The sequence below is a fragment of the Neptunicella sp. genome, assembly GCF_048268085.1.
In the GTDB taxonomy this organism is placed as follows: Bacteria; Pseudomonadota; Gammaproteobacteria; order Enterobacterales; family Alteromonadaceae; genus Neptunicella.
The window spans coordinates 74,783-88,066 of the sequence record NZ_JBLWWF010000014.1 but is presented as its reverse complement, the minus strand read 5'-3'; the positions used below and the strand labels follow the sequence as shown (position 1 = coordinate 88,066).

Annotated in this window: 11 protein-coding genes; 1 reads left to right on the top strand and 10 read right to left on the bottom strand. The window is 44.5% G+C overall.

What is annotated here, in order from left to right:
• Positions 1–2: 2 nt before the first annotated feature.
• From ACTD55_RS12440 to ACTD55_RS12395, 10 genes are all read right to left on the bottom strand, one after another.
• Entirely contained in the window at positions 3–1,757 is a 1,755-nt protein-coding gene (locus ACTD55_RS12440) for a GspE/PulE family protein (protein WP_438864658.1), read from the bottom strand.
• Between the two features lies 1 nt (position 1,758).
• Complete coding sequence (locus tag ACTD55_RS12435; RefSeq protein ID WP_438864657.1) at positions 1,759–2,841, bottom strand: tetratricopeptide repeat protein; 1,083 nt, start codon at positions 2,839–2,841, stop codon at positions 1,759–1,761.
• Positions 2,838–3,746 carry an ExeA family protein gene (locus ACTD55_RS12430; RefSeq protein WP_438864656.1) on the bottom strand — a complete coding sequence of 303 codons (909 nt, stop codon included), beginning with the start codon at positions 3,744–3,746 and terminating at the stop codon, positions 2,838–2,840. The genes ACTD55_RS12435 and ACTD55_RS12430 overlap by 4 nt, the downstream gene beginning before the upstream one ends.
• 3 nt (positions 3,747–3,749) lie before the next feature.
• Positions 3,750–5,450: a pilus (MSHA type) biogenesis protein MshL gene (mshL, locus tag ACTD55_RS12425; RefSeq protein WP_438864655.1), complete on the bottom strand. Its 1,701-nt coding sequence runs from the start codon at positions 5,448–5,450 to the stop codon at positions 3,750–3,752.
• Complete coding sequence (locus ACTD55_RS12420; protein WP_438864654.1) at positions 5,440–5,793, bottom strand: hypothetical protein; 354 nt, start codon at positions 5,791–5,793, stop codon at positions 5,440–5,442. The genes mshL and ACTD55_RS12420 overlap by 11 nt, the downstream gene beginning before the upstream one ends.
• Complete coding sequence (gene gspM, locus ACTD55_RS12415) at positions 5,794–6,462, bottom strand: type II secretion system protein GspM (protein ID WP_438864653.1); 669 nt, start codon at positions 6,460–6,462, stop codon at positions 5,794–5,796.
• The gene (locus ACTD55_RS12410) at positions 6,449–7,069 is read right to left on the bottom strand and encodes a PilN domain-containing protein (RefSeq protein ID WP_438864652.1); all 621 of its coding nucleotides are present in this window, start codon (positions 7,067–7,069) and stop codon (positions 6,449–6,451) included. The genes gspM and ACTD55_RS12410 overlap by 14 nt, the downstream gene beginning before the upstream one ends.
• Positions 7,059–8,003 carry an MSHA biogenesis protein MshI gene (locus tag ACTD55_RS12405; protein WP_438864651.1) on the bottom strand — a complete coding sequence of 315 codons (945 nt, stop codon included), beginning with the start codon at positions 8,001–8,003 and terminating at the stop codon, positions 7,059–7,061. Before ACTD55_RS12405 ends, ACTD55_RS12410 begins: the two co-directional genes overlap by 11 nt.
• A gap of 274 nt (positions 8,004–8,277) precedes the next feature.
• Positions 8,278–8,838, bottom strand: a complete 561-nt coding sequence (ssb, locus tag ACTD55_RS12400; protein WP_438864650.1) for a single-stranded DNA-binding protein — start codon at positions 8,836–8,838, stop codon at positions 8,278–8,280.
• A 15-nt stretch (positions 8,839–8,853) separates the two neighbouring features.
• Positions 8,854–10,200: an MFS transporter gene (locus ACTD55_RS12395; RefSeq protein WP_438864649.1), complete on the bottom strand. Its 1,347-nt coding sequence runs from the start codon at positions 10,198–10,200 to the stop codon at positions 8,854–8,856.
• A gap of 246 nt (positions 10,201–10,446) precedes the next feature.
• Between ACTD55_RS12395 and uvrA the strand changes: the two genes are divergently transcribed.
• Positions 10,447–13,269, top strand: a complete 2,823-nt coding sequence (gene uvrA / locus ACTD55_RS12390; RefSeq protein ID WP_438864648.1) for an excinuclease ABC subunit UvrA — start codon at positions 10,447–10,449, stop codon at positions 13,267–13,269.
• The last annotated feature ends 15 nt before the right edge of the window (positions 13,270–13,284 follow it).

Here is a 13,284-nt window from a genome sequence, read left to right as displayed (position 1 = left end):
GCTTATTCCAGTTCCAGATCCGATGGACTGGCCGGCAAATGGCTATCCTCATTCGCGTGTTCATCGGCCACCATCTCAACCAGGCGTAAAATCTCATCCACAGTGGTTTGCCCTTCGCGAGCATAATTTAATGCGGCTTTAGCTAAAGAGGCATACCCCGGGCTGACTTTTGCTGCATGAGCAAACATCACCGTATCTGAATTTTTTAGCGCATCCATCATCGATTCGGTCATTTCTAACAACTCGAATACGCCTACGCGACCTTTATAACCCGTATGCAAACATTTTTGACAGCCCATGCCTTTTTTAAACGCAATGGTTGCGGCCTGTTTATCAATATTGGCTAACCAGAATTTTTCATCGGCCGAAGGCTGATAATCGGTTTTACACTCAGTACAAATTTTACGAATCAAGCGCTGGGCCACGATGGCTCTTAATGAACTGGCCACCAGATACCCCGGTGCGCCCATATCCAATAGGCGAATAGCACTGCTAATGGCATCGTTGGTATGTAATGTAGATAACACTAAATGACCGGTTAATGCGCCACGCAAACCTATTTCGACAGTCTCGTTATCACGCATTTCCCCCACCATAATAATGTCGGGATCCTGACGTAAAGTGGTGCGTAAAACCTGAGAAAAATCCAGACCAATCTGGCCATTGACTTGCACCTGATTAATCCGCGGTAACCGATATTCAACCGGATCTTCTACAGTAATAATTTTTACCCCCGGCTGATTAAGCTGGGCTAGAGCCGAATAAAGTGTGGTGGTTTTGCCTGAACCGGTAGGCCCAGTCACTAAAATCATGCCGTGAGGGCGACCAAGCAACAAGGTAAAACGCTTGATCATGTCAGCCGGCATCCCCGCCTGTTGCAAGCTTATTAAACCTGCCGACTGGTCAAGTAAGCGCATCACGACGGACTCGCCGTGTTGCACCGGCATAGTCGACACCCGTACGTCGATGCGGTGACCTTTAACACTGATATTAGTACGACCATCTTGTGGTAAACGGCGCTCAGAAATATCCAGACGCGACATCAGCTTTAACCTTAAAACCAACGCCGCAGCAATGTTGTGTTCTTTGATGATGTTTTCCTGTAACACACCGTCAATGCGCTGACGAATACGCAACATCCCTTCATCTGGCTCAATATGAATATCCGACGCCTGCATTTGAACCGCTTCTTCAAAAATAGATTGCAGCAAACGCGCCACCGCAGTGTCTTCTTCGCTGCTGACACCGGACATAAAATCAAATTCTTGATCACCCTGATATTCACTGGCCAGTTCCTGAGCGAAAGAAGCGATTTCTTCAGTTCGTCGATATAAATTCTCATAGGCCGATAACAGTTGTGACTCCATCACAACCGCTACTTTAATTGGTTTGGGTAATAAATTACCTAATGCATCCAACGCCGCCAGATCAGCCGGATCACTCATGCCTATTAATATATGATCAGGATGTTCTTCGATGGCCAACGCACGATAACGACGCGCCTGTACTTCAGGAATAAGTTTTACCGTTACCGGATCAAGGCGCAGCGAAGCAATATCTAATAACGGTACTTTAAGCTGTTGGGCTAAAAAGCTATGCAAACGCTGCTCGCTAACCAGACCCAACTCCATCAGCGCTTTACCCAACTTGCGACCGGTAGTTTTCTGGTTATTTAATGCCTGCTGTAATTGTTCCTCATCGATGACACCTTCGTGCACCAATAAATCGCCTAGCCGCATTTTTAATTTAGGTTGCATATTAGCGCCTCAACAAAGTAATACGTTGCTGAGCAAAATCCTGCACCGAAGGCTGTAATTGCGCCGAATTCAGTACATGCTGGTAAGCATCAATCGCCAGTTCATACTGGGCGAGCCGATCAGCCGCGACGGCCAATCCCAACCACCATTTGCCATTGTGCGGCTCGGCTCGGGATAAAATAGAATAGGCTTTTAACACTTGTAATTGATCGCCCTGTTGATCGGCAATATTGGCAAGCAATGCGTAAAAATCAGAATGTTGGACAGCGCTGGGCTGATATTCATTTAGGATCAGTAACGCTTGTTCGGGGCGTCCTTGCTGAACTTCCAGACGAGCCAACATCATGCGTAAGGCCACATCTTGATTGTCCAGTGCCAAACCGCCTTCCAATACCTGCTGGGCATCAATGATTTTACCCTGTTGATTGAATAAATTAGCCAGCTTTTGCCGGGCTTTACTGTGCTCAGGATCAACACTAATCAACTGTTTTAACAATTCAATCGCTCGGTTATTGTCCGGTTCAGCCAATGCTGCCTGAATACGACTTTGCAATTGTTCAATGCGTTGTTGTTTAGTTAACACCACCGGTTTAATGGTTAACGAGGCAGCAGGAGTGGATTTTTCCACTGCGGGTTGGACTATGTCGTCTTGTGGTATGTCATCTTGTTCAATGCGACGACTTTGCCGTTGTGTTGCAGACTCACTATCTGAACTTGCCACTGATGCTTCAGATGAATCATCCATAACGACACTATCATCAATGCCAACACTCGGCTGACTGACTGGCAGACTCTGCCCGGTTCGCGGATTTGAATTACGCACAACCGGCTCTGCACTTTTTACTGGCAGTTCGGGGGAATCAATAACGGGAGTGGCTTGCACCGTTTTTTGTGCCACTGGCTTGGCTGATGACGAATGGTTTAGCCAAGTTATTACAGCATAAGCAATTAAAACCATAAGTAACAAACTGATGGCTAACCACAGCAATACATTACGTTTTGCCGGTGGGGTGTATACCGCATTGGTACTCCCCTGATTCTGTCTGTAATCCAGATCTTGCAGCATTTTATTAATCACACTCACAGGAGCATCCCCTGCTGATAGGCAAACCAGCCACCCGCCGCCAGTATCAGCAATCCCAACATGCCCACATACCATAAGCGACTGGCTTTCAATGGAGATGCCGAATCGGTATCTTTTATGGCCAATTTAATGTGTTTTTTACTGATATTAATAACCCCTTCGCCATACGCCAACATCAGCGCTTTGTGACATAACACGTTGACAATTCGCGGGGTTCCACCACTGGCTTTAAACAGCATCCGGCAACAGCGGCGATTGAACGCTTCACCGCCTCGATAACCGGCCACCGTCATACGATGTTTTACATAATGAAACAGCTGATCTTCATTCATACTGTCCAGTTGATAGGTAAAAGTAATACGCTGTTTCAATTGACGGAGTTCAGGCTGAGCCAGTTTGTGATCCAGCTCCGGCTGACCAAATAACACCACTTGCAATAATTTGCGCGATTCGGTTTCCAGATTGGTAAATAGCCGCAATGCTTCCAGACTTTCGATGGGCAAAGCCTGAGCTTCATCAATAATTAAAATAACGCCTTTATTGTGCTGATTAATATCAATAATGCGTTGCTGGATTTTTTGGGTAAATTCTTGCTGATCGGCGTCTTGGCTAAGCACCACCCCCAGTTCGGAGGCCACTGCACGACGCAACTCAACCGGAGATAAATAAGGGTTAGGCAAATAAGCCGTGACGAAATGCTCCGGCAATTCGTTGAGCAATTTCCGGCATAATAAGGTTTTACCTGTCCCGACTTCACCAGTCACTTTGATAAACCCCTCGCCAGAGCGCAACGCGGTCAGCAAAACCTCTAAGGCTTGCCGATGACTAGGCAACCCATAAAAGTAGCTCGTATTGGGCGTTAGCGTAAAAGGCAGCTCTTTGATACCAAAGTGATACAAATACATAAACTAGTGGCTACTCGTCCAATCGGTAATATGTTGCTGGGATTGCTGTAATTGTTGCCTCCAGGTATCGGCACCAACCACCGTCGGTTTAAGCAGAATAACCAGTTCTTTTTTCACTTCGCTATTTTGCTTACTCTTAAATAAATTACCTAATATAGGTATGTCCCCTAACAACGGCGTTTTAGATTCAGTTTTGCTAATGACCGATTGCATCAGCCCGCCTATTACCACAATTTCACCAGAATTCGCCCGAATAACCGTATCAGACTCACGAATATTACTTTGCGCCAATGGCAGAACAATTTGCTCTTTGTTTAAGGTCAGCACTTTTTCCTGCTCTTTGGTATCAATGACGGAAGGATGTACATGCAGCATTACCCCTCCGTCTTTATCAATTTGCGGCGTTACATCCAATGCAATTCCGGAGAAAAACGGAGTTAATTCAATATTAGGGGTACTGGAGGTACTCGTCGCGGTAGAAGTTAACTGACTGGAAACATCAGTGACAAAATATTCATCATTGCCCACTTTAATTACCGCTTTTTGATTATTGGTTGCCGTCACTCGTGGACTGGATAGTACTTGCACATTTCCCTGAGTCGACAATAAAGACAAAATACCGGTAAAGTCCTTATTCAAAATAGAAATACTGGTGATCCCGCCAATCGCAGTACTAATGGCATTTCCCGCAATTTGACCGGTTAAATTAAATGGCAACTCAGTATTATCAATTGTAGTCACATTGTTATTAGCAGATGCAGCCTGTGAGCCCAACGTTGCCACTTGTTGCCAATTGATGCCTTGTTGATAATCGTCATTAAGCACCACTTCAATAATACGAGCTTCCAGTACCACCTGACGCTGGATATGTTGTTCTGAGGTGTGCAGATACTCTTTGACGGTACGGATTTCATCCGGCATGGCACGTACAGTGACTAATCCGGCCTGGGGAGAAACGATAACTTGGCGCCCTTGCTCTTTGCCAATCAGGGTTTGCAATGAATCTTTCAGTTGCCCCCAAAAGTCAGTATCGGTATTAGTGGTAATATTGGTGCCGTTGCTGGTCTGATTATTGCCACCATAGCTATTGCGTTGACTGGCATTAGAACCGGTATCGCCCAATGCACTACGGGTAGCATTACTTTGCGAGCTAAAATTATTATTCTGGCCATTCTCGTTTTGAGTGACACCACCAGAATTCACTGTCGAACGGGTCATACCATTACGTTGCATCAACAAATAATTAACCGCAAAGGTTTCGGTGCGCATTCCCGCTGGATAAATACGATACACATTGCCAATTTTTTGAATATCATAACCATAAATTTCACTAGTAATGTCAAACAGTTCCGTCAAGGTCACCTGCTTAAGATCCAGCGAAATAGTGCCTTTCACCTCCGGATGAATAGCCACACTATATAATGTGCCTTTAATGACCCCCGCAAAAAAACGTTGGGCATCAACATGATCGGCTTTAATGTCATAACGCGGCTCACCATAGAGCTGATTGTCACTAGCGGACTGTTCAGGTTTAAGAGCATTACGCACATCACTAGGTAATTCTTTGAGTGCTGGCCGGCTCGCTGGCTGAGGCTGCTGCTCTATAGCTTGTTGCATGGCGCTTTGCACAGGTGTCACTTTTTGACTTTGGCAGCCAGCTAAAAGCAGTACAAAACTGAAACCGAAAAGAGTTTTAAAATTCATTGGCAATATCTTGTTTTATGTTGATCGATTGCATAGCAAATGTCTTTACAACATCACCTCGTGACAGGGTGACCGAATCACTATTAATCGCGATTACTTTTATATTATCCCAACCGTCACCAATACTAAGTGTTTTGCCATTAACAATGGCGTAGCGAGTCTGTGCAGACGCAAAAATAGCTGACACTCTGATGTTTGGAAAATCACCATTGATTAAATCAATCGCTGACTCGCCCCCCATTGTTACCCGATTTTGTGGCATAGTAGGATCACGTAATTCTGTTTGTTGTGCCATCACTGTTACGCTAAATAACATCAGCACATACACAAAAAACTTTATCATTTAAATACCTATAAAGGCTTGGTTGGTACTTAGTGTATACAATTCAAGTTCCACTGTACCAACAGGATAATCTTTTACCCGGTAATCAAATTTTCGCCAATAAAACTTCCATGGGGAGTTCGACAGACGCTGTAAATATTGCTGAATACTGAAATACTTGCCTTCCAGAATCAGTTTCACCCCGTGCTGATAAATTTGAGTATTAGCATTCTTGTGCTCACCCTGCTGCGTTAGCATTGTTGCAGGTATCGAAGTCATACTCACTAATTTAATGTCCTGACTATTATTTAATACATTCGATAACAGTTGCGGCATTTGTTTGGCTGACACCAGATTAATGGTTTGTTCTGTTAATTGAACACCTAAACTGACCTGACGTTTTATTAACGACGCAATTTGTTGTTTGAGTACCTCGTCAGGATCAACCTGTAACACTTGCTGTAATTCCTGGATTTGGACATTCAAATTTTCGGTTTGCAGTTGCGCCTTTTTATTCTGTTGCTCAGCGTTGTTTATATCTATCAGCTGTGGCTCGATAACCCACCAATACCCAGAGAAAAGAATAAAGATCAAACCTGCAGCCAATATCAGTGATTTTTCACGAATACTGAGCGCGTAAAATTTATGACTCAACGACATTTGAGGCTTTGTCACGTTACTTTTTGCCACGCTTTTGCTCCTCATCTTGCTGTTGAGTCAGGTCAGTTGCTATCACAAAATGTAACTGCTCATCCTGTTGTCGTTGAATTTGCGCCTGACCAAAGTCTTGTCCGGCAAAAAACGTCGATTGACCTAATTTTCTTAACCATATTGGAATAACACTCGGATCGGTCACCCGGCCTTGCAGATAAACTTTATTATTTTCAACCTTAATCTGAGTTAACCATAAGTTGGGCTGATGTATCGACGCTAAATCAGTCATGATGGCCGGGAAGTTTTGGCTCTCCAACCCATCCAGTTGATTAATCGCCTGCACCACGTATTGTTTATCGTGAATGTCTTGTTTCAATTCACTAATTTTCGCCAGTAGCTGCGGATCCTCTTTGCGTTTGGATAATTGCTGACTCAAATCCGTTAAACGCGTCTGCAACATGGCATTTTGCGCATTTTTTTCAGCTAATTGATCTTTAACCGAGGTGGCGTTTTGTCCCACCCAAAACCAGATGAACAGCATTAACAACAAGGCAGCAGTCCAAACAAAAGACACAAAATTTAACGTAAATAACGCTACTTTGGGTCTAAGTTCATCAACGAACAAATTAACTCTACTCTTCATCGGCCACCTTCAGCGATGATTCAGCCCGCATCAAACCAGCCCCAAGACTAGTAAAATAGGCATGCTTAGTATTTAAACCGGGGGCACAGTTAATATCTGGTGTAGCAGGCTCAACTTGTATATAAATAAGCTGCTGCAATACTTCGGCTATTTCTTGCTGAAAATCCGTATCCAGTACTAAACCGACTTTACGAATTGGAGCTTGGTGTAACTGGCTCTCGAAATAGTCCATAGAACGCTGAATTTCAAGTGCCAGTGTTTCGAGCAATCCTTGCTGCAGTTCTTCCATGGTTAAACTGGATAGCAGTGCATAGCCTTTAAGACGGCGAGTAAAATAGAGCTTTCCCGCATAAATAATATTTAAATACAGTTCTTGCCCCACATGTTGACCAAGAATAATTTTAGCGTCGTCATGGTTAGGAAATAACTCACACATGGCCATTTCTTCAATACTGATGGTATCGAGCTGCAAATTAGCATGACTAAGGTGGTTAATCAGTTCTAGTACCTGCGCTTTGGGCATTGCTACAACTGATACTTTATTGGTACCGGCAACTTGAGCAGGATGCTCAAAATAATCAATCACCACTTCACTATTGTCGCTGAGCAAGTCTTTAACTGACCAGCGTAATGCCTGTCTTAACTCACTCTCGTCAACCGAGGGACGTTCAACTTGAAACAGTTGATAATGCTGGTGAGACACCACCACTTTGCAAGGACTATTCTGCAAGCCAAATTGCTGTACCCATTGCTTTAATTTAACTGGCCAGTTGTCTAATTCGATAAAATGCTGCTTGATCCAGCAACAAGGGGATTGACGATGATCAAAGACGCTTATATGAATGCCTAATTCAGCCACTTCAATCCCCACAGAGCAATAACCCGCCTGAGGATTTAGATACTGTTTAATAAGACCGCGCCAACCGATATGCATAAATAAATACTAACACACAATTTTATAATTATAGTTTGCGCTAATATAAACCATTTAAATCGCTGAAGGGAAAGAATATCTATACAAAACGTAGGGTTATCGAATATGAAATCATTCTGATGGCCAAGAAATATTGAGTTTTATCCATGCCGTTAGTTCGAATCCGTTATCTACCCTAACAAATCACCAGGTTATGATTCGTATTAAGTATAAAAAAACCCTGTAAAAACAGGGCTTTAATTTCATTTTGCTTTACAAACAAAAAATTGACGGATTAGAAGGGTATATCATCATCAAAATCAAAGTCCGGTTCAGCCATCGGTGGAGTATTTTGCTGAGCAGGTTGGTTTTGTGGGCGACCTTGTGGTGCTTGTCCGCTACCTTGATTAGGATATTGTTGATACTGTGGCTGTTGATTCTGTTGTGGTTGTTGACGCTGCTGACTTTGCTGGTACCCGCCTTCAGACTGACCTCGACCACCACCAGTCCCGCCACCTAACATTTGCATAACGCCATTAAACGGATCCAGAACGATTTCGGTTGTATAACGATCTTGTCCGTCTTTATCCTGCCATTTACGTGTTTGCAGTTTACCTTCCACATATACCTGGCTACCTTTTTTCAGGTATTCACCGGCAATCTCGGCTAACTTGCCAAACATGGACACGCGATGCCATTCGGTTTTTTCCTGAATCTGGCCACTCTGGTCTTTCCAGCTTTCAGAGGTTGCTAAGGTTAAGTTGGCTACCGCTTTACCGTTAGGGGTGTACCGCACCTCAGGATCTTGTCCTAAGTTGCCTACCAAGATGACTTTGTTAATTCCGCGACTTGCCATGTGTTCTCCCGATTATTATGTCTCACCAGCTATCTGTCTGGCTTGCTGCAAGTTAAATTTTTGATCCTCGACTTTAAGATAAGCCGTTTGCTCTTCAAGGATAATAGTGACATCTTGTACACCACTGAGCGCCGTTAACTTTTGGGCTATCTGTTGGGCTGTACCATGCTCTAAATTCAACGCTAGTGTATAACGTTTCGACCTTCCGGATCCATGTAAACCTGACAGTAATGGCAGCCACAGTAAACAAACCGCCAGTGCCAGGGCAAACACTAACTGACCGCTAAGCTCCTGATTAATGACTCCTGCCAGTGTGCCGCCTAAAAACGCACCAAAAAACTGAAAGCTGGCATAGATCCCCATCGCTGAGCCTTTTTTACCTGCCGGGGAAATACTCGAAACCAATGCGGGAAAATTCGCTTCGAGAAAATTAAAACCGATAAAAAAGAGTAATCCCAAGCCCATCAATACCGACAAGGGCAACGCTAACCAAATAAAACCGGCAAATGACAGGGCTAATAACATCACCGCTAATTGCAGTGGTCGTCCGGGAGGAAGGCGTTTACTCAAACTCATCAAGATGACTAATCCAGCCACCGACAAAATTAAAATAGGTAAATATAGTTCCCAATGTCTGGCGAGTGGCCAACCGGCTTGACTAATCAGGCCAGGCAATTGCGTAAAGAGCAGCGTAATCATCATATGCAGCAGCAACACACTCACATTGAGTCGAATAAGCTGGTTATCGCTGACTAATGATTTGAGATCGGACAAAATGGGCAGTGTATCGCGACTAGGAGCCATATTAATCGCATCTGGCACGACAAAATACACCAATGGGATCGCCAACATACCAAGAATAGCGGTTAAGTAAAAAATACCGCTTAAACCAAATGCCCCGGTAATAATTGGCCCTAAAATCACAGCCAAGTAAAAGGAAAAACCAATAGAAATACCAATAACAGCCATCATTTTGCTACGTTGGCTATCACGGCTAACATCACCCGCCAATGCCATTACTGCACCGGCAATCGCGCCGGCACCCTGCACTATACGGCCAATCACTACCCACATTAATGAATCGGCACTACCGGCAATCCAGCTACCCAGCACGAACATTACCAAGCCCCCCATAATAACGGGCTTACGGCCAATACGATCAGATAACATGCCCATGGGAATTTGCAAAATAGCTTGAGTAAGACCATAGCCGCCAATGGCTAATCCCACTAACATTGGCGAATAATCGGAAAAATTCTGCCCTAAAACCGCGATAACCGGCATCACCATAAATAAACCCAGCATCCGTAAAACGTAAATGGAGGCAAGTGAAATCGCTGCTTTTATTTCTAATTTATTCAACGGCTTATCAAATACAATTGGAAAAGATGCGGGATTTTAGCATATTCGAACTGGGGTCAAAACCATTCTACTCCCATGTAGGCGTCAAATTTTCGTAAAATATATTTAGCTAATGACATCACTCAATTGGTCGCAAAACAGCGGCTATATGGCGCTTCATTTATATCAAGATGCGTTGTTTAATAGAATTTGTCTGGCTGATTATGCGATACTGGCTGTTTTCACTTTCCGGCAATTCAAGGCGTTATGGATAAAATAGAAGTTCGCGGTGCCCGCACCCACAATCTAAAGAACATCAGCCTCGACCTCCCTCGTGACAAACTCATCGTTATCACAGGTTTGTCAGGTTCAGGAAAATCGTCACTGGCCTTTGACACTTTGTATGCAGAAGGTCAGCGCCGTTACGTTGAATCCTTATCCACCTATGCCAGACAATTTTTGTCGATGATGGAAAAGCCCGATGTGGACCACATCGAAGGCTTGTCACCTGCGATTTCCATCGAGCAAAAATCTACCTCACATAACCCGCGTTCAACGGTAGGAACCATTACCGAAATATACGACTATTTGCGTTTATTGTTTGCTCGTGTGGGTGAGCCTCGCTGCCCTGAACATCAGGTACCATTGGACGCGCAAACCGTCAGTCAAATGGTTGATCGGGTTCTCGCTCTGCCTGCCGACAGCAAATTAATGCTGCTAGCGCCGATAGTGCAGGATCGTAAAGGCGAACATATCAAAACACTCGAAAGTCTCGCCGCTCAGGGCTTTATCCGTGCCCGGATTGACGGAGAAATTTGTGACCTTTCCGATCCCCCCACCTTGGATTTACACAAAAAACACAGTATTGAGGTGGTGGTCGATCGTTTTAAAGTACGGGAAGACTTACAACTACGCTTGGCTGAATCCTTTGAAACAGCGCTAAATTTATCTGCTGGTACGGCCAAAGTCGCATGGATGGATGAGCCGGAAAAAACCGAGATGGTATTTTCATCCAACTTTGCTTGCCCACATTGTGGCTATAGCATGACTGAATTAGAGCCACGTTTATTCTCGTTTAATAATCCCGCGGGTGCGTGCCAGAGCTGTGATGGTTTGGGGACCAGTCAATTTTTTGATCCCCAGCGGATTATTACCAATGATGAGTTAAGCCTTTCCGGCGGTGCCATTCGCGGCTGGGATAAACGCAGTTTTTATTATTTCCAAATGCTTCAGGCAGTGGCGGATCACTACCAATTCGACTTGACTCAGCCCTTTGCTCAAATGGACAAAAAAGCTCAGGAATTAGTCCTGTTTGGCAGTCAAGGTACTGCGATCAAATTTAAATACATCAATGACCGGGGCGATGTCATTGAGCGTAAACACGCTTTTGAAGGGATTATTCCCAACATGCAGCGTCGGTATAAAGAAACCGAATCCAACGCGGTACGCGACGAGTTGGCCAAGTACCTCAGTCAGCAACCTTGCAAAAGCTGTGGCGGTACCCGTTTGCGTGAAGAAGCCCGCAACGTATTTGTCACCGAGACCACTTTACCCCAAGTTGCGGATCTATCGATTGCCGATGCGCTGAGCTTTTTTAACCAACTTGAACTTTCTGGCAAACGTGGACAAATAGCTGAAAAAATACTGAAAGAAATCAATGATCGACTCAGTTTTCTGGTTAACGTTGGATTGAATTATTTATCCTTGTCCCGCAGTGCAGATACTTTATCCGGTGGTGAAGCACAACGTATTCGTCTGGCGAGCCAGATTGGGGCAGGTTTGGTTGGTGTTTTATATGTACTGGACGAACCTTCTATCGGTCTGCATCAGCGTGATAATGAGCGCTTACTTACCACTCTAAATCATCTGCGTGATTTAGGTAATACCGTCATTGTGGTAGAGCATGATGAAGATGCCATTCGTGCCGCGGATCATATTGTTGATATTGGCCCCGGTGCCGGAGTACATGGCGGTGAAATAGTCGCTCAAGGCACATTGGATGATATTAAAAATAATCCGGCATCACTAACCGGTAAGTTTTTAAGTGGTGAAGAAAAAGTCGACGTTCCGGCCAAGCGCACCCCCATTACCGAGCAAGGCTGGATCGAACTTAAAGGGGCCACTGGCAATAACTTGCAAAATGTTGATTTGAAAGTACCAATTGGTTTAATGACCTGTGTCACCGGGGTATCAGGCTCGGGTAAATCAACATTAATTAATGATACTTTTTATAAAATCGCTCATCGTGATCTCAATGGTGCCACCACCGGCGAACCTGCGCCTTATTTGTCTATTAGCGGCCTGGAGAAGCTGGATAAAGTAGTGGATATTGATCAAAGTCCGATTGGTCGTACACCACGCTCCAATCCTGCCACTTATGCCGGTATTTTTACTCCGATTCGAGAGTTATTTTCCGGCACTCAGGAATCACGTTCACGGGGTTATAAACCGGGGCGTTTCAGTTTTAATGTCAAAGGCGGACGCTGCGAAGCCTGTCAGGGTGATGGGGTGATAAAAGTAGAAATGCACTTTTTGCCTGATGTTTATGTCCCTTGTGATGTATGTAAAAGCCAGCGTTACAATCGCGAAACGTTGGAGATCCAGTACAAAGGTAAAAATATTCATGAAGTACTGGAAATGACCGTCGAAGATGCACGCCAATTCTTTGATGTGATCCCGGCTATCTCACGTAAATTACAAACCTTGATGGATGTTGGCCTGTCCTATATACGCCTTGGTCAAGCCGCGACGACCCTATCCGGCGGCGAAGCCCAACGGGTAAAATTAGCTAAAGAGTTATCTAAACGGGATACCGGTCAGACTTTATATATTCTGGATGAACCTACTACTGGCTTACACTTTCAAGATATAAAACAATTACTTGAAGTACTGCATCGTTTGCGTGATCACGGTAACACCATGGTAGTTATTGAGCATAATCTGGATGTGATTAAGACCGCTGACTGGATTGTCGACTTAGGTCCGGAAGGGGGCTCTGGTGGCGGCCAGATTATTGCCGAAGGTACGCCGGAGCAATTGGCAGAAATGCAGCAATCCCATACTGCACGCTTTCTTAAACCCTTATTGTAATCGATAGGTGTAGTG

Coding starts and splice junctions, on each gene's coding strand:
- mshL (WP_438864655.1), bottom strand. CDS start 5,450: ATGAATTTTAAAACTCTTTTCGGTTTCAGTTTTGTACTGCTTTTAGCT.
- ssb (WP_438864650.1), bottom strand. CDS start 8,838: ATGGCAAGTCGCGGAATTAACAAAGTCATCTTGGTAGGCAACTTAGGA.
- ACTD55_RS12405 (WP_438864651.1), bottom strand. CDS start 8,003: ATGCATATCGGTTGGCGCGGTCTTATTAAACAGTATCTAAATCCTCAG.
- uvrA (WP_438864648.1), top strand. CDS start 10,447: ATGGATAAAATAGAAGTTCGCGGTGCCCGCACCCACAATCTAAAGAAC.
- ACTD55_RS12430 (WP_438864656.1), bottom strand. CDS start 3,746: ATGTATTTGTATCACTTTGGTATCAAAGAGCTGCCTTTTACGCTAACG.
- ACTD55_RS12420 (WP_438864654.1), bottom strand. CDS start 5,793: ATGATAAAGTTTTTTGTGTATGTGCTGATGTTATTTAGCGTAACAGTG.
- ACTD55_RS12440 (WP_438864658.1), bottom strand. CDS start 1,757: ATGCAACCTAAATTAAAAATGCGGCTAGGCGATTTATTGGTGCACGAA.
- ACTD55_RS12410 (WP_438864652.1), bottom strand. CDS start 7,069: ATGAAGAGTAGAGTTAATTTGTTCGTTGATGAACTTAGACCCAAAGTA.